Consider the following 25,748-nt stretch of genomic DNA (forward strand, 5'->3'; position numbering starts at 1 on the left):
GGCCGGTCGCCCGATATGCTTGCGCGATGCCAGTTTTGAGCAAGACCGTCGAGGTCAGCGCCAACGCCGCGTCGATCATGGGCATCGTGGCCGATTTCGAGCGCTACCCCGAGTGGAACGAGGAGATCAAGGGCCTGTGGGTACTCGCCCGCTACGACGACGGGCGCCCCAGCCAGGTGCGCCTCGACGCCGATTACCAAGGCATGCAGGCGACCTTCATCCAGGCGATCTACTACCCGGGGGAAAACCAGATCCAGACCGTCCTGCAGCAGGGCGACCTGTTCACCAAGCAGGAGCAGCTGTTCAGTGCGGTGGACACCGGCACGTCGAGCCTGCTGACCGTGGACATGGACGTCGAGACGTCGATGCCGATTCCGGCGCCGATGGTGAAGTCGCTCGCCGGCAACGTGCTGGACCATCTCGCCGAGAACCTCAAGCAGCGAGCCGAGCAGCTCGCCGCGAGTTAGTCGCCCGGTCGTCGAGTGTGCGCTCGCGGCTTTCGTGTGCGCTCACGGCTTTCGGTGTGAACGCAGGGCGGGATCCCGGCCGCATTTCCGCCCAGGCAACACAAGCAAAGTCCAGACTTCACACCCAAAAGCCGCGATCGCCGTTACCGCTCAGTCGAAGTTTCCGGCCCGGTTCAGCATCACGGTCAGCCGGGCGGCCGCGTCGGTGAACTGCCAGACGGTGTGCTCGATCACCGCGGCCGCGTCGTGCCGGCGCAGCGCCGCGATCAACTCGCGGTGGTGGGCGACGGTGGCCGCGCCCCATTCCGGATCCGCCGCATACATCTCCGCCGGCATGTAGCGCGCCGCGTTCAGCAGGAACCACGCCAGCTTGATCCGGCCGCTGGCCTGGTTGAAGACGCGATGAAACGCGAACTCGATGCCCGCGATCGTCGACGGCTCGCTGGAGCCGACGGCCTCCTCGAGCGCGTTGTTGATGCGGTCCAGCTCGTCGATCTCGGCGTCGGTGATGTTGTCGGTCGCGGCGGCCGCCAGCTCCTCGGCGATCGTCGACTGCAGCCAGAAGATGTCCTTGATGTCTTGCCGGCTCAGCGGCAGGACGACGTGGCCGCGGTGCGGCTCCAGCTGCACCATGCCCTCACCGCGCAGCTTCAGCAGGGCCTCGCGCACCGGCGTGACGCTGACCCCGAGTTCGGCGGCGGTCTCGTCGAGGCGGATGAACGTTCCGGGGCGCAGCGCCCCCGACATGATCGCCGCCCGCAGGTGGCCCGCGACCTCGTCGGACAACTGCGCCCGGCGCAGTGGCCGCCGGGTCCTCGGCTGCGTCGATGTCGGTGCGTTCACGCGAGCTGCCAGGGGTTTCGCCGGATTTGCGGGTCTTGTCTTTGCGGCACTAAAGCCATAATGTGACCCACACAACACCATGTTTTATCAAATATCAACCTGACGCAAGCGGTGCGCGAGGGGAAGGGGAGACAACTAGTTGACCGCGCAACTGGCCAGCCACCTGATCCAAGCCGCCGAGCAGCCGTACCTGGCCCGGCGGCAGAACTGGGTCAACCAACTCGAGCGGCACGCGCTGATGCAACCCACCGCGACGGCGCTGCGGTTCCTGGGCAACACGGTCACCTGGCAGGGCCTGCACCGCCGGGTGATGGCGCTGGCCGACGCGTTGAGTCGCCGGGGCGTCGGCTTCGGCGACCGGGTCATGATCCTGATGCTCAACCGCACCGAGTTCGTCGAGTCGGTCCTGGCCGTCAACGCGCTGGGAGCCATCGCGGTCCCGCTCAACTTCCGGCTCACCTCGGCCGAGATCGTCTTCCTGGTCGAGGACTGCGAGGCGCGGGTGCTGATCACCGAGGCGGTGCTGGCGCCGGTGGCCACCGGGGTGCGCGACATCCAGCCGATGCTGGACACCGTCGTCGTGGCCGGCGCGGCAACCGACGACCGCGTCCTGGGCTACGAGGACCTCATTAACGAGCCCGGCGATGCGCGCGGGTCCAGGGACGTCCCCGACATCCCGAACGATTCGCCGGCGCTGATCATGTACACCTCGGGCACCACCGGCCGGCCCAAGGGCGCGGTGCTGACCCACGCCAACCTGACCGGGCAGACGATGACCGGGCTGTACACCATGGGCGCCGATATAAATAGCGACGTCGGTTTCGTCGGTGTCCCCTTCTTCCACATCGCCGGCATCGGCAACATGCTGACGTCGATGCTGCTCGGCATCCCCACGGTGATTTACCCGCTGGGCGCGTTCGACCCGGGCCAGCTGCTCGACGTGCTGGCGGCGGAGAAGGTCACCGGCCTCTTCCTGGTTCCGGCGCAGTGGCAGGCGGTGTGCGCCGAGCAGCAGGCGCGGCCCCGCGACCTGAGGTTGCGGGTGATGTCGTGGGGCGCCGCCCCGGCGACGGACGCGTTGCTGCGGGAGATGTCGGCAACGTTCCCCGGGACCCAGATACTGGCCGCGTTCGGCCAGACCGAGATGTCGCCGGTCACCTGCATGCTGCTCGGCGAAGACGCGATCCGGAAGCGCGGCTCGGTGGGCAAGGTGATCCCCACGGTCGCCGCGCGCGTGGTCGACGAGAACATGAACGACGTCCCCGTCGGCGAAGTGGGCGAGATCGTCTACCGCGCACCGACTTTGATGAGCGGCTACTGGAACAACCCGCAGGCCACCGCGGAGGCCTTCGCCGGTGGGTGGTTCCATTCCGGGGACCTGGTCCGGATGGACGAGGACGGCTACGTCTGGGTGGTGGACCGCAAGAAGGACATGATCATCTCCGGCGGCGAGAACATCTATTGCGCCGAGGTGGAGAACGTTCTCGCCAGCCATCCCCAGATCGTCGAGGTCGCCGTCATCGGCCGGGCCCACGAGAAGTGGGGCGAGGTGCCGATCGCGGTCGCGGCGGTCACCGGCGACCCGCCGCGGCTGGAGGACCTCCTCGAGTTCCTGGCCGAGCGGCTCGCGCGGTACAAGCATCCGAAGGCGCTCGAGATCGTCGATGCGCTGCCCCGCAATCCGGCCGGGAAGGTGCTCAAAACTGAGCTACGGGTTCGCTACGGGGCCGTCAATAATCTCGAAAGCGGGTCCGCGGCAATGGATTTGACCACTCGAGGGGAAGGTTGACCGAAACTGTAACGTTTGCCCGCTGTTGACGAAGGGTTAATTGTGCGGATGCAGTTCACACGCTCACGGCCATCGGGTACATTCCTGTGGTCTCCGTTACTACTTGCGGGTAGGGAGCCGATGGTCACAGACACATGGTCGGGGAGAGGTGGGGGTTCCCCCGACCGCGGGACGGAGAGGGGGCGACGCGTGCGACTCGTTTCGCTGCGGGCCCCCGGGGCACACGATGTCGAGGTGAGGGGGAACCGGTGACTTCGACGACGGATCGTCCACACCTGGTCGGCTACCTGCGCGACCAGTTGGAGACGCCGCTGACGCTCATCGGTGGATTCTTCCGGATGTGTGTGCTGACCGGCCGGGCGCTGTTCCGCTGGCCCTTCCAATGGCGCGAATTCGTCCTGCAGTGCTGGTTCATCATGCGGGTGGCGTTCCTGCCGACCATCATGGTCTCGATCCCGCTGACCGTGCTGTTGATCTTCACCCTCAACGTGCTGCTGGCCCAGTTCGGCGCCGCGGACCTGTCCGGAGCCGGCGCCGCCATCGGCGCGGTCACCCAGCTCGGCCCGCTGACCACGGTGCTGGTGGTGGCCGGCGCCGGGTCAACCGCGATCTGCGCGGACCTCGGTGCCCGCACCATCCGCGAGGAGATCGACGCGATGGAGGTGCTCGGCATCGACCCGATCCACCGGCTGGTGGTGCCCCGGGTGATCGCCGCGACCCTGGTCGCCACGCTGCTCAACGGGCTCGTCATCACCGTCGGCCTGGTCGGCGGCTACCTGTTCGGCGTGTACCTGCAGAACGTGTCGGGCGGCGCCTACCTCGCCACCCTGACCACCATCACGGGGCTGCCGGAGGTCGTCATCGCGACGGTCAAGGCCGCCATGTTCGGCCTGATCGCCGGCCTCGTCGGCTGTTTCCGCGGGCTGACCGTGCGCGGCGGCTCCAAGGGCCTGGGCACCGCCGTGAACGAAACCGTGGTGCTGTGCGTGGTCGCGCTGTACGCGGTCAACGTGGTGCTGACCACCATCGGTGTGCGATTCGGAACGGGGCGCTGACATGTCGACCGGTGCGGTGGTTCGCGCCCGCTTCCCGCGGGCGGCCGAGAACGTCAGCCGCTACGGCGGCGCCTTGGGCCGCGGCCTCGACGACGCCGGGCAGATGGCCTGGTTCGGGGCGGTCGCCCTCGGCCACATCCCGCACGCGCTGCGGAACTACCGCAAGGAAACCCTCCGGCTGATCGCCCAGATCGGCATGGGCACCGGCGCGATGGCCGTCGTCGGTGGCACCGTGGCGATCGTCGGCTTCGTGACCCTGTCCGGCAGCTCGCTGGTCGCCATCCAGGGGTTCGCCTCGCTGGGCAACATCGGCGTCGAGGCGTTCACCGGCTTCTTCGCCGCGCTGATCAACGTGCGCATCGCCGCGCCCGTCGTCACCGGCATCTCGATGGCGGCCACGGTCGGCGCCGGCGCCACCGCCGAGCTGGGGGCCATGCGGATCAGCGAGGAGATCGACGCCCTCGAGGTGATGGGCATCAAGTCGATCTCGTTCCTGGCGACCACGCGGATCATGGCCGGGCTGGTGGTGATCATTCCGCTGTACGCGCTGGCGATGATCATGTCGTTTTTGTCCCCGCAGATCACCACGACGGTGCTGTACGGGCAGTCGCAAGGCACCTACGAGCATTACTTCCGGACGTTCCTGCGCCCCGACGACGTGTTCTGGTCGTTCGTGGAGGCCATCCTCATCACGGCCGTCGTGATGATCACCCACTGCTTCTACGGATATAACGCCGGCGGCGGGCCCGTGGGCGTGGGTGAGGCCGTCGGCCGGTCGATGCGGTTCTCGCTGGTGTCGGTGCAGGTTGTGGTTCTGGCCGCCGCGTTGGCGCTCTACGGCGTCAACCCCAACTTCGCGTTAACGGTGTAGCCATGAGCACCCCAGGCGCCCCCGGAAAGGTCAACCCGCCCCGCAACCCGCCGTACAAGCTGGCCGGGGTCGCGCTGCTCATCGTCGCGGCCGTGGCGCTTGTCCTGGTGTACGGGCAGTTCCGGGGCGACTTCACCAAGAAGGAACACCTGACCATGGTGGCCGCCCGCGCCGGCCTGGTCATGGATCCCGGCTCCAAGGTCACCTACAACGGGGTGGAGATCGGCCGGGTGGCCAAGATCTCCGAGATCGTGCGCGACGGCAAGCCGGCGGCCAAGTTCAGCCTCGACGTCTATCCGAGATACCTCAAGCTGATTCCGTCGAACGTCAACGCCGACATCAAGGCCACCACGGTGTTCGGCGGCAAGTACGTGTCGCTGACGACGCCGAAAAACCCGTCGCCGCAACACATTTCACCGCAGACCGTGATAGACGCCCGATCGGTGACGACGGAGATCAATACGCTGTTCCAGACCATCACCGAGATCGCGCAGCAGGTCGACCCGGTGAAGCTGAACCTGACGCTGAGCGCCGCGGCGCAGTCGCTGGCGGGGCTGGGCGACCGGTTCGGGCAGTCGATCGTCAACGCCAACGCGATCCTCGATGACGTCAACCCGCAGATGCCGCAGGCCCGTCACGACATCCAGCAGCTGGCGGGCCTGGGTGACACCTACGCAAACGCGGCACCGGACCTGATCGACTTCCTCGACAAGTCGGTGGTCACCGCGCGCTCGATCAACGCGCAGCAGAAGGACCTCGATCAGGCCCTGCTGTCGGCGGCCGGCTTCGGCAACACCGGCGCCGACATCTTCGAGAGGGGCGGGCCGTACCTGGCGCGCGGGGCCAAGGACCTGGTGCCGACGGCCGAGCTGCTGGACACCTACAGCCCCGAGCTGTTCTGCACCGTCCGCAACTACCACGACATCGAACCCACGGCCCGGACGTTCCTCGGCGGCAACGGCTATTCGCTCAACGCCGACACCAAGCTGCTGTCCGGGCTGGGCTTGCTGCTCAACCCGGTGTCGGCAATAACGCTCGTCGGCCTGATCGGGATCTTCGCGCTGCCCACCCAAGGGCTTTCGGGCCTGGGCAACATCGCCACGCTGATCGGTGGGGCGCCGAACCCATACATCTGGCCCGAGAACCTACCGCGGGTTAACGCGCGCGGCGGGCCGGGCGGCGCGCCGGGTTGCTGGCAGCACATCACCCATGATCTGTGGCCCGCACCCGAATTGGTGATGGACTCCGGCAACAGCATCGCGCCGTACAACCACCTCGACACCGGTTCGCCGTATGCGATCGAGTACGTCTGGGGCCGCCAGGTAGGGGATAACACGATCAACCCATGAAAATCACCGGTACCATCGTCCGACTCAGCATCTTCTCGCTGGTGCTGCTGGTCTTCACTGTGATGATCGTCGTGGTGTTCGGCCAGATGCGGTTTGACCGCACCAGCGCATACTCGGCCGAGTTCACCAACGTCAGCGGGCTGCGGCAGGGCCAGTTCGTCCGCGCCTCCGGGGTGGAGATCGGCAAGGTCAGTTCGGTGAAGCTGGTCGACAATGGCAGGCGAGCCCGGGTGGAGTTCAACGTCGACCGCTCGATCCCGTTGTACCAGTCGACGACCGCGCAGATCCGCTACCTCGACCTGATCGGAAACCGGTACCTGGAGCTCAAACGCGGCGAGGGCGAGGGGGCCGACCGGGTCCTGCCGCCGGGCGGATTCATCCCCGCGTCGCGGACGTCGCCGGCGCTTGACCTCGACGCGCTGATCGGTGGGTTCAAGCCGCTGTTCCGGGCGCTGGACCCGCAGAAGGTCAACACCATCGCGACGGCCCTGGTCACCGTGTTTCAGGGTCAGGGCGGCACCATCAACGACATCCTCGACCAGACCGCGCAGCTGACCACTCAGCTCGGCGAGCGCGACCAGGCGATCGGCGAGGTGATCAAGAACCTCAACATCGTCCTGGACACCACGGTTCGACACCGCCAGCAATTCGATCAGACCGTGAACAACCTGGAAGTCCTGATCACCGGGCTGAAGGGCCACAGCGAGCAGCTCGCCGGCGGGACCGCGCACATCAGCAACGCGGCCGGGACGGTGGCCGACCTGCTGGCCGAGGACCGCGGGCTGCTGCACAGCAGCCTCAACTACCTGGACGCGGTGCAGCAGCCGCTCATCGACCAGCGCGAGCAGCTGAACGACTTCATCCACAAGGTGCCGACGGCGCTGAACATGATCGGGCGCACCATCGGCTCCTACGGTGACTTCGTCAACTTCTATGCCTGCGACATCTCCCTGAAGATCAACGGGTTGCAGGCCGGTGGTCCGGTTCGGACGGTCAAGCTCTTCAACCAGCCGACGGGCAGGTGCACGCCGCAATGAGAAGCCTGGAACCTCCCAACCGGATGCGCGTCGGCGTGATGGGCATCCTGGTGACGATCCTGGTCATCGGCGTCGGTCAAAGCTTCACGAGCGTGCCCATGCTGATGGCCAAGCCGCACTACTACGGGCAGTTCACCGACTCCGGCGGCCTCGGCGTCGGCGACAAGGTGCGCATCGCCGGCTTCGACGTCGGCAAGATCGAGAGCCTCGACATCGACGGCGACCATGTCCTGATCAAATTCAACATCGGCACCCAAAGCATCGGCACCGAGAGCCGGCTGGCCATCAAGACCGACACCATCCTCGGCAAGAAGGTCCTCGAGATCGAAAACCGGGGCAACAAAGAGCTGCGGCCCGGAGCCTCGCTGCCGATCGGCCAGAGCACCACGCCGTATCAGATCTACGACGCGTTCTTCGACGTGACGAAGGCCGCCCAGGGTTGGGACATCGACACGGTCAAGCAGTCACTGCACGTCCTGTCGGAGACCATCGACCAGACCTACCCGCACCTGAGCGCCGCGCTCGACGGGGTGGCCAAGTTCTCCGACACCATCGGCAAGCGCGACGAGGAGGTCAAACACCTTCTCGCCCAGTCCAACCAGGTGGCCAGCATCCTCGGTGACCGCGCCGACCAGGTCGACCGGTTACTGGTCAACGCCAAGGTGCTGCTGGCCGCCTTCAACGAGCGCGGCCAGGCCATCAACGCGTTGCTGAGCAACATCGCCGCCTTCTCCGAACAGATCAAGGGCTTCATCAACGACAACCCCAACCTGAACCACGTGCTCGAGCAGTTGCGCACGGTCAGCGACATCCTGGTCCAGCGCAAGGACGACCTCGCCGCCGGTTTCACCGAGGTCGGCAAGTTCCTTCCGTCGCTGAACGAGGCCATCGCGTCGGGCCCGTTCTTCAAGGTGGTGCTGCACAACCTGTTCCCCGGTCAGATCGTGCAACCGTTCGTCGACGCCGCGTTCAAGAAGCGGGGCATCGACCCGGAGAACTTCTGGCGCAGCGCCGGTCTGCCGGAGTTCCGCTGGCCCGACCCCAACGGCACCCGGCAGCCCAACGGCGCGCCACCGCCGGCGCCGCCGGTCCTGGAGGGCACGCCCGACCATCCCGGTCCGGCCGTCGGACCCGGGTCGCCGTGCTCGTACACGCCGGCCAATCCCGGCGGCAACGTCACGGTGGGCGACGAGGGCCTGCCGCGGCCGTGGAACCCGTTGCCGTGCGCGGGCGCGACCATCGGCCCCTTCGGGGGAGTCGGCTTCCCGGCCCCCGTCGACGTCCAGGCGTCACCGCCCAATCCCGACGGGCTGCCGCCCACGCCGGGGATCAACATCGCGGGGCGCCCGGGTGACCCGCCGCCCAACGTTCCGGGCACCCCAGTTCCGCTGCCGACGCAGGCGCCGCCGGGCGCCCGCACCGAGAACCTGGGACCGGCCGGCCCGACGCCGCCCCCGTCGACGTTCGCGCCGGCCCTGCCGCCCGGACCGCCGGCACCGCCCGGGCCGGGGGTCCAGCTGCCGGCGCCGTTCATCAATCCCGGCGGCACCGGAGGTAGCGGCATCACGGGAGGTAGCCAGAATTGAGCACCATCTTTGATGTCCGCAACATCCGGCTGCCGAAGCTGTCCCGGACCTCGGTGATCATCGGGTCGCTGGTGATCGTGCTGGCGTTGGTGATCGGCTACGCGGGCTGGCGGCTCTACGACAAGCTGACCAACAACACCGTGGTCGCCTACTTCCCGGCGGCGAACGCGCTCTACCCGGGCGACAAGGTGCAGATCATGGGGCTGCGGGTGGGGGCGATCGACAAGATCGAGCCGGCCGGCGACAAGATGAAGGTCACCTTCCACTACAAGAACAAGTACAAGGTGCCGGCCAGCGCGTCGGCGGTGATCCTCAACCCCACGCTGGTGGCCTCGCGCGCGATCCAGCTGGAGCCGGCCTACAAGGGCGGGCCGGTGCTCGCCGACAACGCGGTGATCCCGGAGGATCGCACCCAGGTGCCGGTGGAGTGGGACGAGCTGCGCAACAGCATCACCAACATCATCTCCAAGCTCGGTCCCACGCCCGAGCAGCCGAAGGGCCCGTTCGGTGAGGTCATCGAGTCGTACGCCAACGGCCTGGCCGGCAAGGGCAAGCAGATCAACAACACGCTGAACAGCCTGTCGCAGGCGCTGACCGCGCTGAACGAGGGGCGCGGCGACTTCTTCGCGGTGGTGCGCAGCCTGGCGCTGTTCGTCAACGCGCTGCACCAGGACGACCAGCAGTTCGTCGCGCTGAACCAGAACCTGGCGGACGTCACCGGTCGGCTCGCCAGCTCCGACGGCGCCCTGGCCGACGCGATCCAGCAGTTCGACGGCCTGCTCAAGACCGTGCGGCCCTGGCTCGACCAGAACCGTGAGGTGTTGACCCACGACGTCAACAACCTGGCGACCGCGACGAACGCGCTGTTGCAACCGGATCCGCTGAACGGGCTGGAGACGGCGCTGCACATCCTGCCGACGGCCGCGGCCAACATCAACCAGATCTACCACCCGACGCACGGTTCGGTGGTGGCCGTTCCGGCGATCACGAACTTCGCCAACCCGATGCAGTTCATCTGCAGCTCGATCCAGGCCGGCAGCCGGCTGGGTTACCAGGAGTCCGCCGAGCTGTGCGCGCAGTACCTGGCGCCGATCCTCGACGCGATCAAGTTCAACTACCTGCCGTTCGGCCTGAACATCGCCAGCACGGCCGAGACGCTGCCCAAGGATGTCGCCTACTCCGAGCCGCGCCTGCATCCACCGGACGGATATAAGGACACCACCGTGCCGGGCATCTGGTCACCGGATACGCCGACGTCGCACCGCAACACCGAACACGGATGGATCGTGGCGCCCGGCATGCAGGGGCAGCAGGTGGGCCCGATCACGGCGGGCCTGATGACGCCCGAGTCGCTGGCCGAACTCATGGGCGGGCCCAACATTCCGCCCGTGCAGTCGACGCTGCAGACCCCGCCCGGACCGCCGAACGCCTACGACGAGGGCCCCTCGCCGGTGATCGGTCAGAACCCGCCGCAGGTGCCGATACCTCCGCCGCCGCCGGGACCGGAGGTGGCCCCCGGCCCGGTAGCTCCGACGCCCGCGCCGGTCGCGGCGCCGGCCCCCAACGCCGGCGGGCCGCCGGCGGCCGCCGGCCTCGGAGGTGGGCAGTGAGCGCGCTTCGGATCGTTCGCCGCCGGGCCTGGCAGGGCCTGGTGCTGCTGGTGGCCGCGCTGGTGCTGAGCTCGTGCGGCTGGAAGGGGATCTCCAACGTGGCGATCCCGGGCGGCCCGGGCAGCGGCGGCGGGTCGTACACCCTCTACGTCCAGATGCCGGACACGCTCGCGATCAACGGCAACAGCAAGGTCATGGTCGCCGACGTCTTCGTCGGCTCGATCAAGGCCATCAACCTGAAGAACTGGGTGGCGACGCTGACGCTGGGCATCGACAAGAGCGTCAAGCTGCCGAAGAACGCCACCGCCAAGATCGGTCAGACCTCGCTGCTGGGCTCCCAGCACGTGGAGCTGGCCGCGCCCCCCAACCCGTCACCGGAGCTGCTCAAGAACGGCGACACCATCCCGCTGAAGAACTCGTCGGCATTCCCCACCACCGAGCAGACCCTGGCCAGCCTGTCGCTGATCCTGCGCGGCGGCGGCATCCCCAACCTGGAGGTGCTGCAGAACGAGGTCTTCAACATCTTCAACGGGCGGGGCAACCAGATCAAAGCCTTCCTCGGCAAGCTGGACACCTTCACCGACCAGCTCAACCAGCAGCGCGATGACATCACCCACGCCATCGACTCCACCAACCGCCTGCTCGCCTACGTCGGCGGCCGTTCGGACGTGCTGGACCGGGTGCTGACCGATATCCCGCCGCTCATCAAGCATTTCGCCGACACCAAGCAGCTGCTGATCAACGCCCTCGACTCGGTGGGACGGCTCAGCCAGGCCGCCGACCAGTACCTGTCGGAGGCGAGGGGCCCCCTGCACCAGGACCTGCAGTCGCTGCAGTGCCCGCTCAAGGAGCTCGGCCGGGCGTCGCCGTACCTGATCGGAGCGCTGAAGCTGATCCTGACGCAGCCCTACGACATCGACACCATTCCGAAGCTCATGCGTGGTGACTACCAGAACATTTCGATCACCCTGGACGTCACCTACAGCTCGATCGACAACGCGTTCCTGACGGGAACCGGGTTGTCGGGCGCGTTGCGCGCTCTTGAGCAGTCGTACGGGCGTGACCCGGAGACGATGATTCCCGACGTCCGCTACACGCCGAACCCGAGCGACGCTCCGGGCGGACCCCTGGTGGAAAGGGCGGACAGGAATTGCTGACTCCCTTCGTCCGACGCCAACTGATCGCCTTCGGGATCCTGACGGTGATCTCGATTCTGGTGCTGGGTATTTACTACCTGCAGATTCCGAGCCTGATCGGCGTCGGCCGGTACACGCTCAAGGCCGACCTGCCGGCGTCGGGTGGCCTGTACCCGACGGCCAACGTGACCTATCGCGGCATCACCATCGGCAAGGTCACCGATGTCGAGCCCACCGAAACCGGCGCCAAGGCGACGATGAGCATCGACAGCCGCTACAAGATCCCGGTCGACGCGGTCGCGAACGTGCACTCGGTGTCGGCGGTCGGTGAGCAGTATCTGGACCTGGTGTCGACCGGCAACCCGGGCAAGGACCTCGCCGACGGCCAGACCATCACCAGGGGCACGGTGCCGGCCGAGATCGGTCCGGCGCTGGACACCGCCAACCGCGGTCTTGCCGTGCTGCCCAAGGAGAAGATCGGGCAACTGCTCGACGAGACGGCGCAATCCGTCGGCGGGCTCGGCCCCGCCCTGCAGCGGTTGGTCGACTCCACCCAGGCGATCGTCGGTGACTTCAAGACGAACATCACCAACGTCAACGACATCATCCAGAACTCCGGGCCGATCCTGGACAGCCAGGTCAATTCCAACGCCGCGATCGAGCGGTGGGCACGCAACCTCAATAACCTGGCCGCGCAGGCCGCGCGGGAGGACAGCCATGTGCGCAGCGTGCTGCGCCAGGCCGCCCCGACCGCCGATCAGGTCAACGAGTTGTTCGGCGACGTCCGCGACTCGCTGCCCCAGACGCTGGCGAACCTCGAGGTCGTGTTCGACCTGCTCAAGCGCTACCACACCGGCGTGGAGCAGGTGTTCGTCTTCCTGCCCCAGGGCGCATCCATCGCGCAGACGGTGGCCGCGCCGTTCCCGAACCAGGCCGCGCTCGACCTGGCGTTGTCGATCAACCAGCCGCCGCCGTGCCTGACCGGCTTCATTCCGGCGTCGGAGTGGCGGTCCCCGGCGGACACCAACCTGGCGCCGCTGCCGTCTGGCACCTACTGCAAGATTCCGATGGAGACGCCGGCCAACAGCGTGCGCGGGTCGCGCAACATTCCGTGTATCGACGCTCCCGGCAAGCGGGCTGCCACCCCGCGAGAGTGCCGCGATCCCAGGCCGTACGTTCCGGCGGGAACCAACCCCTGGTACGGCGACCCGAACCAGATCCTGACCTGCCCCGCCCCCGCGGCGCGCTGTGACCAGTCGGTGCGGCCCGGCATGGTGATTCCGGCACCGTCCGTCAACAACGGCCTCAACCCGGCTCCGTCGGACCGGGTCCCCGGCACGCCGCCGCCGACCAGCGACCCCCTGTCGCGGCCGGGGAGCGGCACGGTGCAGTGCAACGGCCAGCAGCCCAACCCGTGTGTCTACACTCCGAGCGGGCCCCCCGCCGCCATCTACAGTCCGCAGAGTGGTGAGCTGGTGGGGCCCGATGGAGTGAAATACTCCGTCGAGAACTCGACCAAAACAGGAGACGACGGATGGAAGGAGATGCTGGCGCCGGCCGGCTGAACCCCCCACCCATGCCGAGGTTTCGTCGACTGCGCAGGCCCTCCCAGAGACCAAGTCCGAAGATTCATCAGGAGCCGGCGGCTGCTGACGACGAGGCGACCACCCAGGCGACTGACGAGGAGTCGCCCGAAACCGGGGCCGAAGCGGCCGCCCCCGCGGCGCTCGACGACGCACCGGAACGCGAGGACGAGGCGCCGGAACCCGAAGCCGAGCTCGAGGCCGAAACCGACGCCGAAACGGGCGCCGAAACCGAGGCAGCCGCCCGGGACGCCGAGCGCCGCCCCTCGCGCCTGGGGCGCGGTTGGCTTTCCGGCATCGCCGCCGCGCTCGTGCTGTTGGCCGCGGGCCTCGGCGCGGGCGGCTACTTCGCGCTGCGTTACCACCACGAGAGCCAAGTCATCGCTCGCAACGACGCGGCCGCGCTGAAGGCGGCGGTGGATTGTGTGTCGGCGACCCAGGCGCCCGACACCAACGCCATGGCCCAGAGCGAACAGAAGATCATCGAGTGCGGCACGGACGCGTACCGCTCCCAGGCGCTGCTGTACACCAACATGATCGTCCAGGCCTATCAGGCCGCCAACATCCACGTTCAGGTGTCCGATGTGCGGGCGGCCGTGGAGCGCAACAACGACGACGGTTCGGTCGACGTGCTCGTCGCGATGCGCGTCAAGGTGGCAAGCGATCAGACGCAAAAGGAAACCGGGTACCGCCTGCGGGTGAAGATGGCCTTCGCCGAAGGGCAGTACCGGATTTCCAAGCTCGACCAGGTGACGAAGTGACGGTGGTGGTCGAGGAGATTCAGGCTCGGGCTCAAACCACGGCGGCCACACCGGAGTCACCGCGGGATGCCTTGGCCCCCTGGCACCTTCGCGCGGCCGCATTCGTCATCGACGCCGTTGCGTGCATCGCCGTGGCGGTGACCATGGCGTTGGTCGCCTGGACCGTGGATCAGCACCCGGCTTGGTGGTGGGCCTCCGTCCTCGTCGCCGGCCTCGCCATCCTGGTGATGCTGGTCAACCGGTTGCTGCTGCCGACCGTCACGGGCTGGAGCCTGGGACGCGGCTTGTTTCGAATCGGGGTGGTGCGCCGCGATGGCGCGGCCATCGGGCCGTGGGGACTGCTGCTGCGGGACCTGGCCCACCTGCTGGACATCGTGTCGGTGGTGGGATGGCTTTGGCCGCTGTGGGATTCGCGGCGCCGCACGTTCGCCGACATGCTGCTGGGCACGGAAGTGAGACGGGTCGAAGCCGACGACGAGGCGCTGCCCAGGCTGCGGCGCTGGACCGCGGTCGCGGTCCTGGCCGCGGCGCTGGTGTGTGTCGGCGGCGCCGCCGTGAGCTACCTGGTGGTGTACTCCCGCGACCGGGCGAGCGATCAAGCCCGCGCGGAGATCGCGGTTCAGGGGCCCAAGATCGTCGCACAGATGTTGACCTACGACCCAAAGTCGTTGCGCGACGACTTCGCTCGCGCCCGGTCGCTGGCCACCGACAAGTACCGGGGCCAGCTGGCGGCGCAGCAGGACGTGGTCCAGAAGGGCAATCCCGTCATCAACGAGTACTGGCCCGCCGACGGGTCGGTCCAATCCGCCGCGCCGGACCGGGCGACGATGCTGTTGTTCCTGCAGGGCAGGCGCGGTGTGGGGCCCGAGGAACGCCCGATCAGCGCAACGGTTCGGGTGGAATTCGCGAAAGGCGCGGACCAGCATTGGCGCGTCGACGACCTCACGGTACTGACCAGGCCGAAACAGCCCGGGAACGGAAAATGAGCCCCCGCCGCAAGTTTGAGCCCGGCGAGGAATCGCTGCTCGTCGCGCGCCCGGTTCCGCCCGGGTGGCCCTGGTGGCAGCCGGCGGCCGCCCCGGCCGCGGCGGTGCTGATGGTTGCGGCGATCGCGGCATGCACCCTGATGCTGTTTTCGCATCAGTCGCGGGTGCGCGCCGCCTCCAAGGAGCGCGAGGTGCTCAGCTACGTGTCGGGTTTCATGGTGCAGTTCACCTCCATCGACCCGTATCACGCCAACGACTACGTGACGCGGGTAATGGCCCAAGCCACCGGTGATTTCGCCAAGCAGTACCACGACAAGGCGAACGAAATCCTGCTCCAGGTGGCCCGGGCCGAGCCCGCGAACGGCACCGTCCTGGGCGCCGGCCTGGAACGGTGGAACGACGACGGCAGCGCCACCGTGATGGTGGCCACCGACGTGACCTCCAAGTCGCCGGACGAAAAGCAGGTGTTCGACAACACCAATCGGTGGATGGCAACCGTCACGCAGGAAGGGAATCAGTGGAAGATCAGCAACCTGATACAGGTGATCTGACCGCCGACGCGGCAACGACGGACGCCGCCACGGCCGAGGACCGCGAAAGCGCCGACGCGACAACGGAATCCGACGAGGCCACTCCCGACGAAGGGCGCGAGGAGGCCGACGACGGCGCGACGGGCGCCAAAGAAAAGCGCCCGCGGCGCAAGATTCTGGCCGGCAAGCGGCTCGCCATCACCGTCGCGGTGGCCGCCGTGCTGTTCGTCGGCTCCGCCGCGTTCGCGGGTGCGGCGGTGCAGCCATACCTGACCGATCGCGCCACGGCCGCAACGAAGTTGAAGGTGGCGCGCACCGCGGCCAACGCGATCACGGCGCTGTGGACCTACACCCCGGAGAACATGGACGGCCTCGCCGATCGCGCGGCGGCCTATCTCAGCGGCGACTTCGAGGCCCAGTACCGCAAGTTCGTCGACGCGATCGTGGGGCCGAACAAGCAGGCCAAGGTGACCAACAGCACCGAAGTTACCGGCGCGGCGGTCGAATCGCTGGACGACCCGAACGCCGTCGTCATCGTGTACACCAACACCACGTCGACCAGTCCGCTGACCAAGAACATCCCGTCGCTGAAGTACCTGTCCTATCGGCTGTTCATGAAGCGCACCAACGGCCGCTGGCTGGTGACGAGGATGACGACCATCACGTCGCTGGACCTGACGCCGCACGTATAGCCGGGATCCCAAGCAGCCCATGGCCGTTGCGTCGCCGGTTTCCGAGCGCTCGACCGTAGCGGCGCTGCTGTTGCTGACCTTCGCCACCGGCCTCGCGGACGCGATCAGCATCCTGGTTCTGGGCCACGTCTTCGTGGCGAACATGACCGGCAACGTGATCTTCCTCGGCTTCTGGCTGGCCCCGAGAACCAACATCGACCTGACGGCGGTCGTGGTGGCCCTGCCCACCTTTGTCTGCACCACAATCGTCAGTGGCCGGCTGGCAAGGCATTTCGACCGCCGGACGCGGTCGTGGATCAGCACGGTGCTGGCAACCGAGATCGTGTTGTTGGTCGCCTTGTCGATCCTGGCCGGCACCGGCGTGTTGCACTACCACGACAACAGCAAGCTGATCATGATCGGCCTGCTCGCGGTGACCTTCGGCCTGCAGCACTCGAGCGCTCGCCAGTTCGGGATCCAGGAACTGTCCACCACGGTGCTGACGTCGACCATCGTCAGCCTCGGCCTGGACAGCCATCTGGCCGGCGGCACGGGCGAGCGCGAAAAGCTGCGCTTCAGCGTCGTTTTCACGATGTGCGCGGGCGCCCTGCTCGGCGCGACGATGTCGCGATTCGTCGTCGCCCCGGTGTTCGCGGTCACGGCGGCGGTGGTGGCGACCAGCCTGCTGATCTTCCGCTTCGGCCCGGGCCCCTAGTTGAAGGCCAGCCAACTGGGCAGCGCGCGCTCGTGGGAGTCGCACAGCACCTGCCGGGTGTCGCACGATCCCCTCGGAGAGCCGGCGCCGGCCCACATGCCGCCGGTGTCGCGTCGCAACACGATCGCCGACGAGCCGCCGCCGTCCAACAGGACCGCGGTGTCGCTGCCCAGGCCGCGGAACAGGTCCTGGATGTTGTCCGGCGTGTAACTGCCGCCCTCGAAGATGTACATCTCGTCGCGCTGCTTCACGTAGGCGAGCGCCGTCCGCGCCGCGCTGGGACCGCCGTCGTTGAGCTGCCCGGTCTTGCCGGGGGACAGCAGGCCGATCCCCGACACCGCGACGAACCGCTCGTTGCGGTTGAGCAGGTCGGCGACCACCGGGGTGGCGACGTCGTAGTCCTGTGGGCTCCTGGCGCGCAACACATACGGCGCGCCACCCGACGGCAGGATCATCGTCGACAGCGCGCTCCAGCTCTCGCCGCCACCGGAGAGGCCCTGCTTGCCCGGGTACGCGACCGTGCCGGTGACCGCCTGGTTCGCCCGGCCCTGGCCGTGCGTGTTGTCGACGAACGCGCCCAGCGGCGAGCTGCAGCCCGTCTGGCGCCAGGAGCCGGCCTTCTGTGGCCGGATGTCGAAGAAGTTGGCGTTGATCGCGATCGTCGGTTGCCCCATCCGCTGCCACGCCTGCAGCGGCGCGTACACCTCCGACGCCTGCCACAGGCCCTCGCCGGTGCGCGCCCCGGGATTGTTCTCGCAGCGCGCCTGGTCGCCCTGGTGGGTGTCCACCAGCAGGTGCGGCGCGAGCCGCCCCGCCGCGTTCTTGATGATCATCAAATGCCCGCCGTTGTTCATCTCGTACCAGCTGCCGCCGGCGTTGAGCATCGGCGTGGGATGACCGGGACCGAAGTTGTAGACCAGGTACGCGCCCTTGGTGGTTTCGATGGCGCTGGCGAGCAGGTCGCGGCCGTCGGCGGCGTGGGCGACGGGCTGCCCCGCGGTGCTCGAAAGAACCGCGCACGCAACCACGGCGGTGCAGCAGGCCGCCAGCCGGCGCAAGCTGGCGAGAGGCGTCAGCACGATGGACCTTTCGGCACTGGTGGCTATGCAACATTAATAGCATCAGTCACACCAGTCACAGCGTCAACTTCGATAACGAACGCGTGACGCTTAGGGCGCACTCGAATTACGTTTGCTCGCTTGGGCTTTCGCTTGCCACGTCGCTCGGGGTCTCGGCGGGCTCCTCGGCCGGGTCTTCGCGCTTGCCAACCCGCGCCCGGTACTGCGCCTGGTGCTCGGCCGCGATGGCCATCTCGACCGCCCCCTGGATCCGGTGGAAGCCCTTGCGGTCGTAGAGGTGCGTGATGATCCCGCCCAGCAACAGGCCGAGGACCAGCCCGATCGCCGTCAACCACAACGCCTGGGACAGACCGGCATCCGCGCGCCCGTTGAGGTAGACCAGCGACCGGACGCCGAGGAAGACCTGGTGCATCGGCTCGAATTCGGCCAGCCAGCGGAAGAACGGCGGCGTGGCCTCCAGCGGGACGGTGGCGCCCGCCGACGGCAGCCCGAGGATCACGAAGATCAGCATGCTGACCAGCAGGCCCATCGAACCCAGCACCGAGAGTATGGAACTCGACGTGATGCCCACCGCGATGATCGCGAACACCCCGTACGCCCACAGCTGCCAGCCGAGCGGGATGGGCATGCCCAGCCCGTGCGCGATGGCCAGGTACGCCGCCGACGTGAGCAGCGCCAGCAGGGTCATTATGGCCCATTTGAGCTGCAGCGTCTGGAATCGCGAGATCTTGACCTGCTCGGCGAAGCGATACACCGGGCCCCATTCCGCCGGCACGTAGCCAAGCAGCGCGTCCACCAGCGTGCTGACCACGACGCTGCCGGTAAAGCCCGCCAGCAGCAGCAAGAGCGCGAAATAGAACGCCGACAGCCCGTTGCCGGTGCCGTTCGGCAGCGCGTTGTAGACGCCGGCCTTGACGTCGATCGGGCTGGCGAGGCCAAGCGCCGATGCACCGGTCAGCGGGGCGCCCCCGGACTCGGCCGCGACGTCGGCCGTAAGTCGTTGGCCCACTTTGCCGTTGGCGACGGCCATCGCCTGGGTCAGCGTCTGCCCGGCGATGCTGGCCCCGAGGGTGCCCGCGCGCGGGTTGGTGGAGATGGTGACCGAGGGCCGCGTCGCGCGGCCCGGCGCGACGGCGCTGGCCCCGAATTCGTGCAGGTTGGAGGAGAAGGTCGGCGGAATGACCAACTCCCCGTAGACCTGTGCGGTGTCCAGCAGGCGTTGCGCCTCGTCGTGGGAGACCACCCGGACGTCGAACTTGTTCTTGTCCAGCCCCGCAACCAGGCCGTCGGTGATCTGGACGCCCGTCGGTCCGGCGTCCTCGTTCACCACGGCGATCGGGAAGTGCCGCAGGTTGGTCATCGGGTTCAGGATGCCCCCGAGGTACAGCGCGCACAGCGCCGACATCAGCGCCAGCGTGACGACGATAGGGAGTGACCAGAACCGCACGGTCCGAACTGCCTTGATATTTCGCTTGGGGTTCGGCGCCGCGTGCCGCGGCTGCGATTGAGACATGCGGGCTCCTGTCTGTCGTGCCCACTCTATGTGTTCGCCGGGTACCCTCAAACTCCCAACGCCGCGTGCATCTCCCAGATCAGCAGCTCCGATGGCTCGCTCGCCGTAACCCGCGGGCCGTCGGCGTCGGTGAATCGGACGGCGCCACCCTGTTCGAGGGCGCCGATTCCGGCCGCGTCGATCCGGCCGCGCGCGACGAATAGATGCAGGTAGGGCGCCTGGGGCAGGCTCACCGAGGCGCCCGGCGCCAGCCGCGTGCCGTGCAGCGCGGCGCTGCGGTTGTGCAAAGTGATGGCCGCCTCATTGCCCGGTATGCCTGAGGCGATGGTCACAAGTCCGGAGCCCAACAGCTCCGGATCGATCTCGTGCTGTTGGTAGCTCGGATCGATGCCGGCCTCGTCGGGGACCACCCACATCTGCACGAAATGGACTGGCTCGGTGCGGGAGTCGTTTTTCTCCGAGTGCAGGATGCCGCTGCCGGCCGACATGCGTTGGGCCAGGCCGGGATAGATGATCCCGTGGTTGCCGGCGGAATCCCGGTGGGTCAGCTCGCCGCTCAGCACCCACGTCACGATCTCCATGTCGCGGTGCGAGTGGGTCTCGAATCCCGTTCCCGGCTCGACGATGTCGTCGTTGTTGACCAGCAGCAGCCCGTGGTGCGTGTTGCCGGGGTCGTAGTGGTCGCCGAACGAGAACGAATGCCGTGATTGCAGCCAGGGCGTCGAGGTGAGGGCCCGGTCGGCCGCGCGGCGGACCTCGACGGTTGCGGGCATGGGTCCAGCCTAGGCCAACATTTCCTGCGCGCGCCGCAGCGCGGTGTCCAGCGCCTCCAGGGTCAGCCCGGCCGGACGGCCCAGGTGGATCTCGATCTGGTACTCCGGCTGGCCGCCCCGGCCGAAGATCGGCAGCACGACGAATTCCGTTGCCTCCAACTCGGTTTCGAGCGCGGCGGTCACCGATCGCAACGTCACCATGGTCATCAGCGTGGTCAGCTGGCGCGTCACCCGCGCGGTCGGTTCCAGCGAGGCCAGCACGTCGGCCAGCCGGTGGTGCAGCGAGCGGTGGGTGTCGTCGAATCGCCACGCGCCATAGCCGCGGGCGCGGATGTCGGCCTGCACCCGCCGATGCGCGGCCACCTCGGTGCGCGTGAGCCGTGGCGTGACGCGGTGCAGCCAGGCGTCGACGAAATCGTCGTCGCGCCAGGCCATCGCGACCAGCCCGAAGGGCGGGTCGATGGGGAAGCGCTGCCCGACGGCGTGCTCGCCGTCGGTGCCGTGGCCGACCGCGTCGACGGTGGTGAGGTGGCGATCGCCGATCCTCGACAACGAGCAGCCCGCGCCGAGCGCGTCGTGCAGGTAGCGCAGCGCGTCACGCCCGCGGTCGAGCAGCGGGAACTGCGTCCGCAGCCCGTGCACCAGGCCGAACAGGCCGCTGCCCAGCACGTAGCGGCGGTCCTCGTGCCGCGCCACCCAGGCGCGCCGTTCCAGCTCGGCGAGCACCAGCGCGCAGGTCGAGGTGCTGATCTGGCACGCCTTCGCCAGCTCGGCCGAAGTGCGCCCGTTCGGTGAATCCGCCAGGGTCGCAAGCACACTCATGACGCGCGCGGTGGGCGGCGATTTGGCGGTTGACTCACCCACGCGAAGCTCCTTACGATCCGTCCGAAATCTAACGATAAGCGTCCTAATAATAGGAGATAACTGCGGTGTTAAAGGTGGGGGTCTGGGGTCCGGGTTCGATGGGCGTCATCGCCCTGCGCGGGGTGATCGACCACCCGGAGCTGGAGCTGGTCGACGTCGTCGTGCACGGTGACGCGAAAGCGGGTCGCGACGCCGGAGAGCTGTGCGGCATCGCGCCGGTGGGGGTGGTCGCGACCCAGGACCCGGCGCCGATGATCGCCGGCGACGCCGACGCGGTGGTGTACGCCGCCGGTGCCAACCTGCGGCCGCTTCAGGCCGTCGAGGACATGGTGTCGCTCCTGCGGGCCGGGAAGAACGTGGTGTCGTGTTCGGTGGTGCCGCTGGTGTTTCCCGACGGCGTGGACCGTGCGTTCACCGACCCGCTGCGGGGCGCCGCGCTCGATGGCGGGGCGTCGTTCTTCACCACCGGGATCGACACCGGATTCGCCAACGACGTTCTGCCGCTGGTCCTTTCGGGCGTATCGCGGGTGATCGAGTCGGTGCGGGTGACGGAGATGTTCAACTACGCCACCTATCCGGACCAGGCCGCGGTCTACGAAATCCTCGGTTTCGGCAAGCCACCGGAGTACCAGGCCCTCGCGGCGGCGCCGGGGGTTTTCACCTTCGGCTGGGGGCCGGTTCTGCACCAGCTCGCCGCGGGACTCGGCGTCAAGATCGACCGCGTCGAGGAGAGCAACGAACGCGTCGCCGCCACCGAGTCGTTCGACACGCCCACCGGCCACATCGCGGCGGGAACCATCGCGGCGATGCGCTCCACGCTGACCGGATACGTCGGCGAGAAGGCGACTTTCGTCGTCGACCACGTGACGCGGATGCGCGACGACGTCGCCCCGGACTGGCCGCAGCCGCACATCCGCATCCCGCCCAAGGACCTCGGCTATGGGCCGGCGTCGGGCCGCGGCCTCTACCGCGTCGAGATCGAGGGATCCCCTACCATGCGTTGCGAATTCGAGATGGCCGAGGAGCGTGACCACGACCTCGGCGCGCGCGTCGCCGGCGCGTCGCGGATGGTCAACGCCATCCCCGCGGTCTGCGCGGCCCGGCCCGGCCTGCTGTCCGCGCTCGACCTGCCGCTGATCACCGGGGCCGGCCTGGTCCGCCCGGTGCCGGGCCCGTCACCCGACAGCCGCCTCTTTCAGTTCTGACCGCACCGGTACGGGATCGGGGCGTGGCGCCCGCGCCCGGCGGGACGCCCCGCTGTTGAGCCAGCACGCGAGGCCCCCGGCGAGCAGGCCGACCGCGACGCCAACGTCGGGGCGCTGCCCCAGCATCAGCCAGGACAGCACCGCGGCTGCCGCGGGAATGACGGCGAACAGCATCGCCACCGCCGCCGCCCCGTGCATGCTGATCGCGCGCACGTAGATGCTGACCGCCAGCGTGGCGTTGAGCAGCACCACGCCGCTGATCGCGACGGCGGCCTTGGTCGCGTCGTGCACGGCGAATGGCGTCACGATCGCGAGTGCCGCCGCGGGAATGAGCGCCACGGCGTTCTGCAACGCGCTCATCGTGCGGAAGTCGACCCCGGCGCAATACCGCTGCTGGTACACGCCGCCGACCGAAAGGCCAAGCAGCGCAACCGCAAGCAGCGCGATCACCGGGTCGACGCCGTGCGTGCTGGCCAGCCGGGTGGCACACGCGGCGAGCACCGCGACGACCCCGAGGACCAGGGCGGCCACGCGCCGCGTGCCCAGCGGTTCGCGCAGGAAGATCGCGGCCAGGATCGCCGTGATGACCGGGTTCATCGCGATTACCACCGCACCCAGCACCGCGGGCGCTCCCAGCAGCAGCGCCTCGTAGAGGCAGCAGAACTGCACCGCCTGGATCAGCAGACCGGCGACCGCCACGTGACCGAACTGCGCCCCCCGCGGCCACGCCGCCCGGGCCACCGCGGCCCAGCAGGCGAGAATGATTGCGGCCAAACCGAATCGCAGCACCAAGACGGCCATCGGCGTCATCCCCGCCACCGCGAGCGCTCCGATGGGGTAACCGATCGCATAGAAGAACGTCACCGCCGCAGCGGTCGTCAACGGCATGCGCGACTGGTCCATGGCATCCATGGTCGCGGAGCCCGACCCATGCCGTCCAACGATTATTAGCGATCGCAATCGATCACAAATGGTGATCGGATGTCCGGTAATGGGGCGAAATCCCCGGTGATCGGCGCGATCAATTGATCATCGTTGCTGATCGGACTAGGCTTCGTGGGCATGGCTCAGGTCCTCGATATCGCGCCGCTGCGCAGCCTCGTCGCGGTGGCCGACTGTGGCGGATTTCACCGGGCGGCCGCCGCGCTGCACGTCAGCCAGTCCGCGGTCAGCCAGCATCTGCGCAGGGTGGAGAGCGTGGTCGGCGGGCCGGTGGTCGAGCGCTCCGGCCGGGGTGTCCTGTTCACCGAGGTCGGCCAGAAGGTGCTGCGGCACGCCCGCACGATACTGGCCGCGCACGACGCGGCGCTCGACGACCTCGGCGCCACCGAACACCGGCTGCTGACGATCGGGGCCACCGAGCACGGCGCGGACGTGATGCTGCCCGCGCTCACCAGCGTGCTGCGCGAGCGGCTTCCCGACCGGCGGCCGCGGTTCCGGCTCGACCGCAACGTCTCCCTGGCGGACGCCCTCGACCGGGGACTGCTGGACCTGGCGATCATGCTCGACGGGTCGGGGTTGGATCGCGCCAATGCGTCGGGAGTCGTGCAGCTGAGGTGGGTTTCGGCGCGGACCTTCGTCGCTCGCCGGGGCGACCCGCTGCCGTTGGTGATCTTCGCCGAGCCGTGCACGTTGCGCGAGCCGGCCTTCTCGATCCTCGAGAAACACGGCACCGCTTACGAGATCGCCGCCGAATGCGGTGACCTGTCAGGCCTTTACGCGGCCGTGCGCTCGGGCCTGGGGCTGGCGTTGCTGCCGATGATCGGCAAGCTCCCCGACGGCCTGTGCCCGGCCGAGGGGCTGCCGGCGGCCAACTGCGCCACGGTCTTGGTGCGCGGCCGCGCCGGCATCGACCCGGACCTGCTCAGCGCCGCCGACGCCGCGGTTCGCGACGTGCTGGCCGCCGAAAACTGAACGCGCCCTTTAGTTCTGGGGGTACATCGCGGCGGCGAGCTGGAGAATCTCGCCGCGGTCGGCCGGCAGGATGAACCCCGAGTCGATCGCGCTGTCGAGCGCCGCGGTGAAGCCGCCGAGGTACTGCTCGGCGCCGCCGGGGTAGAGCCGGTCCACCGTCGCGGCGTCGAACGGTTCACCGGTGCCGAAGATCGCCGCCATGAGGCTTTCGACTTCGGCGATACCGGACGTCCGGGCGATCGGCACGTCCACCCAGGGCGTCCGCACGCCGCCCCGGGCCAGGCCGTGCCGATCGATGACGGGCCGAGGCGGCTCGCCGTGCCGGACCTCGATCGGCGGGGCGGTGGGCGGCGGTTCGCCGGTGCGGACCCAGGAGTTCAGCGCGGCCAGCGCGGCCTGCACCACGTAATGGTGCTGCGGCGCGAAGTTGATGTAATGCCCCAGCTGCTGGCCCATCAGCGTGTTCGTCGGCGCGTACGCGGCCACGATGGCCTCGAGCGGCGCGGAGCCGTCGTCGATCGGCGCCACCTGGATCGTGTAGTTGTCGGCGTGTGCGGCGCCGGCGATCTCCCAGACCCGCAGCCGCTGGCTGTCGGGCTGCCTCGCGAAGTAATAGCCTTCCCGCGGGCCACCGAACAGGTCGGTCTCGGTGATGATCGTGATCAGCGGGACGCGCAGGTCGGCGCGGAACGTCACCGCGTCGGGCACGTCCAGCCGCGCTTCGTCGAAGATGGAAACGCCGTCCAGCGGCGCGGCCGACCCGAACCGGGAATGCACCAAAAAGCCGTCGTAGCTCTGGGCGAGCGGATCGACGGCGTTGACGTACGTCGTGAGGAACATGGCCGATTGCGACTCGCCCACGGCGACCACGTGCCGCACCGCCAGATCGCCGAGCACGCCGCCGCGGACGAGTTCGCCCATCTGGGAAAAGATGTCGTAGGAGTACTCGTCGCCCGGGTGGCCCAGCGCGGCATAGCGCGCCGGGTCCTGGCTCTTGAGCGACATGTCGAAGCCGAGCATGTTTACACCGCCGCCATCCACCCCCACCTTTTGCGCCGAGACCGCGACGTAGGCGTAGCCCGCGCGAAGGATTTCGCGATGCGCCATCATCCACACCGCCGGAGCGTCGATGCCGCCGCTCACGTTGAGCCATTCCACCAGCACCGTCCCATTGAAGCGGGCCGGATCGGTTGGGGTCAGCGCCACGATCCGCGTGGTGTATTCCGCGGTGTCCCTGGGCATTACGCTCCACCCCCCGTCCGGGCCCAGCGCGGTGGTGGGCGCGTAGGAGGTGGCCGTTCCGGAGACGAAGGACTCCGCCACGGCGTAGCCCAGGGCGGCGACGTCGAAGCCGCCCAACAGCAGCAGCGGCTTCCCGGGCGCGGGTGTGACGAGCGGGGGGTTCGGCATC

Annotated in this window: 24 protein-coding genes; 17 read left to right on the top strand and 7 right to left on the bottom strand. The window is 68.3% G+C overall.

Annotated elements, in window-relative coordinates; all coding sequences use genetic code 11:
* Positions 1-26 precede the first annotated feature (26 nt).
* Positions 27-467, top strand: a complete 441-nt coding sequence (locus A5655_RS02500) for an SRPBCC family protein (RefSeq protein WP_067005178.1) — start codon at positions 27-29, stop codon at positions 465-467.
* A 150-nt stretch (positions 468-617) separates the two neighbouring features.
* Here the strand turns inward: A5655_RS02500 and A5655_RS02505 are convergent, their stop codons facing one another.
* Entirely contained in the window at positions 618-1,310 is a 693-nt protein-coding gene (locus A5655_RS02505) for a GntR family transcriptional regulator (RefSeq protein WP_067005179.1), read from the bottom strand.
* Between the two features lie 139 nt (positions 1,311-1,449).
* On the opposite strand from A5655_RS02505, the gene fadD5 reads away from it, so the two are divergent.
* From fadD5 to A5655_RS02575, 14 genes are all read left to right on the top strand, one after another.
* Positions 1,450-3,099, top strand: a complete 1,650-nt coding sequence (gene fadD5, locus A5655_RS02510) for a fatty-acid--CoA ligase FadD5 (protein ID WP_067005180.1) — start codon at positions 1,450-1,452, stop codon at positions 3,097-3,099.
* A 248-nt stretch (positions 3,100-3,347) separates the two neighbouring features.
* Positions 3,348-4,154 (top strand): ABC transporter permease, encoded by an 807-nt coding sequence (locus A5655_RS02515; RefSeq protein WP_067005181.1) that lies wholly within the window; start codon positions 3,348-3,350, stop codon positions 4,152-4,154.
* A gap of 1 nt (position 4,155) precedes the next feature.
* The gene (locus A5655_RS02520; RefSeq protein ID WP_067005182.1) at positions 4,156-5,025 is read left to right on the top strand and encodes an ABC transporter permease; all 870 of its coding nucleotides are present in this window, start codon (positions 4,156-4,158) and stop codon (positions 5,023-5,025) included.
* Between the two features lie 2 nt (positions 5,026-5,027).
* Positions 5,028-6,374 carry an MCE family protein gene (locus A5655_RS02525; protein WP_067005183.1) on the top strand — a complete coding sequence of 449 codons (1,347 nt, stop codon included), beginning with the start codon at positions 5,028-5,030 and terminating at the stop codon, positions 6,372-6,374.
* Positions 6,371-7,411: a virulence factor Mce family protein gene (locus tag A5655_RS02530; protein ID WP_067005184.1), complete on the top strand. Its 1,041-nt coding sequence runs from the start codon at positions 6,371-6,373 to the stop codon at positions 7,409-7,411. The genes A5655_RS02525 and A5655_RS02530 overlap by 4 nt, the downstream gene beginning before the upstream one ends.
* Positions 7,408-8,997: a virulence factor Mce family protein gene (locus A5655_RS02535; protein ID WP_067005186.1), complete on the top strand. Its 1,590-nt coding sequence runs from the start codon at positions 7,408-7,410 to the stop codon at positions 8,995-8,997. Before A5655_RS02530 ends, A5655_RS02535 begins: the two co-directional genes overlap by 4 nt.
* Entirely contained in the window at positions 8,994-10,607 is a 1,614-nt protein-coding gene (locus tag A5655_RS02540) for a virulence factor Mce family protein (RefSeq protein WP_067005187.1), read from the top strand. The genes A5655_RS02535 and A5655_RS02540 overlap by 4 nt, the downstream gene beginning before the upstream one ends.
* On the top strand, positions 10,604-11,764 hold the full coding sequence (locus tag A5655_RS02545; protein ID WP_067005188.1) for a virulence factor Mce family protein: 1,161 nt from the start codon (positions 10,604-10,606) through the stop codon (positions 11,762-11,764). Before A5655_RS02540 ends, A5655_RS02545 begins: the two co-directional genes overlap by 4 nt.
* Positions 11,758-13,308, top strand: a complete 1,551-nt coding sequence (locus A5655_RS02550; protein ID WP_067005189.1) for a virulence factor Mce family protein — start codon at positions 11,758-11,760, stop codon at positions 13,306-13,308. The genes A5655_RS02545 and A5655_RS02550 overlap by 7 nt, the downstream gene beginning before the upstream one ends.
* On the top strand, positions 13,278-14,087 hold the full coding sequence (locus tag A5655_RS02555) for an Mce protein (protein ID WP_082978437.1): 810 nt from the start codon (positions 13,278-13,280) through the stop codon (positions 14,085-14,087). Before A5655_RS02550 ends, A5655_RS02555 begins: the two co-directional genes overlap by 31 nt.
* Positions 14,084-15,073 carry an RDD family protein gene (locus A5655_RS02560; RefSeq protein ID WP_067005190.1) on the top strand — a complete coding sequence of 330 codons (990 nt, stop codon included), beginning with the start codon at positions 14,084-14,086 and terminating at the stop codon, positions 15,071-15,073. Before A5655_RS02555 ends, A5655_RS02560 begins: the two co-directional genes overlap by 4 nt.
* Positions 15,070-15,624, top strand: a complete 555-nt coding sequence (locus A5655_RS02565; protein WP_067005201.1) for a mammalian cell entry protein — start codon at positions 15,070-15,072, stop codon at positions 15,622-15,624. The genes A5655_RS02560 and A5655_RS02565 overlap by 4 nt, the downstream gene beginning before the upstream one ends.
* On the top strand, positions 15,591-16,295 hold the full coding sequence (locus A5655_RS02570; protein ID WP_067005203.1) for a mammalian cell entry protein: 705 nt from the start codon (positions 15,591-15,593) through the stop codon (positions 16,293-16,295). The genes A5655_RS02565 and A5655_RS02570 overlap by 34 nt, the downstream gene beginning before the upstream one ends.
* 19 nt (positions 16,296-16,314) lie before the next feature.
* A complete protein-coding gene (locus A5655_RS02575; RefSeq protein WP_067005205.1) occupies positions 16,315-16,989 on the top strand; it encodes a YoaK family protein in 675 nt (224 codons plus the stop codon).
* Here A5655_RS02575 and A5655_RS02580 read toward each other — a convergent pair.
* The 4 genes from A5655_RS02580 to A5655_RS02595 form a co-directional block, all read right to left on the bottom strand.
* Entirely contained in the window at positions 16,986-18,095 is a 1,110-nt protein-coding gene (locus tag A5655_RS02580) for a phosphodiester glycosidase family protein (protein ID WP_156764656.1), read from the bottom strand. The two genes, A5655_RS02575 and A5655_RS02580, sit on opposite strands and share 4 nt — an antisense overlap.
* Positions 18,096-18,174: 79 nt before the next feature.
* The gene (locus tag A5655_RS02585) at positions 18,175-19,581 is read right to left on the bottom strand and encodes a YhgE/Pip domain-containing protein (protein WP_067005208.1); all 1,407 of its coding nucleotides are present in this window, start codon (positions 19,579-19,581) and stop codon (positions 18,175-18,177) included.
* Between the two features lie 47 nt (positions 19,582-19,628).
* Complete coding sequence (locus A5655_RS02590) at positions 19,629-20,354, bottom strand: pirin-like bicupin family protein (RefSeq protein WP_067005211.1); 726 nt, start codon at positions 20,352-20,354, stop codon at positions 19,629-19,631.
* Between the two features lie 9 nt (positions 20,355-20,363).
* Positions 20,364-21,176 (bottom strand): MarR family transcriptional regulator, encoded by an 813-nt coding sequence (locus A5655_RS02595; RefSeq protein WP_067005322.1) that lies wholly within the window; start codon positions 21,174-21,176, stop codon positions 20,364-20,366.
* Positions 21,177-21,283: 107 nt separating this feature from the next.
* On the opposite strand from A5655_RS02595, the gene A5655_RS02600 reads away from it, so the two are divergent.
* Positions 21,284-22,423, top strand: coding sequence for a dihydrodipicolinate reductase (locus tag A5655_RS02600; protein WP_082978438.1), 1,140 nt, complete (start codon positions 21,284-21,286; stop codon positions 22,421-22,423).
* Here the strand turns inward: A5655_RS02600 and A5655_RS02605 are convergent.
* Complete coding sequence (locus tag A5655_RS02605) at positions 22,394-23,326, bottom strand: DMT family transporter (protein WP_197508571.1); 933 nt, start codon at positions 23,324-23,326, stop codon at positions 22,394-22,396. The genes A5655_RS02600 and A5655_RS02605 overlap by 30 nt on opposite strands.
* A 159-nt stretch (positions 23,327-23,485) precedes the next feature.
* Here A5655_RS02605 and A5655_RS02610 point away from each other — a divergent pair, with 159 nt between their 5' ends.
* Positions 23,486-24,337, top strand: coding sequence for a LysR family transcriptional regulator (locus tag A5655_RS02610; RefSeq protein ID WP_067005215.1), 852 nt, complete (start codon positions 23,486-23,488; stop codon positions 24,335-24,337).
* 9 nt (positions 24,338-24,346) lie between these two features.
* Here A5655_RS02610 and A5655_RS02615 read toward each other — a convergent pair whose 3' ends face one another.
* Positions 24,347-25,747, bottom strand: a complete 1,401-nt coding sequence (locus tag A5655_RS02615) for an alpha/beta hydrolase domain-containing protein (RefSeq protein WP_067005217.1) — start codon at positions 25,745-25,747, stop codon at positions 24,347-24,349.
* Position 25,748 lies beyond the last annotated feature (1 nt).

The organism is Mycobacterium sp. 1081908.1 (genome assembly GCF_001673535.1).
GTDB lineage: Bacteria > Actinomycetota > Actinomycetes > Mycobacteriales > Mycobacteriaceae > Mycobacterium.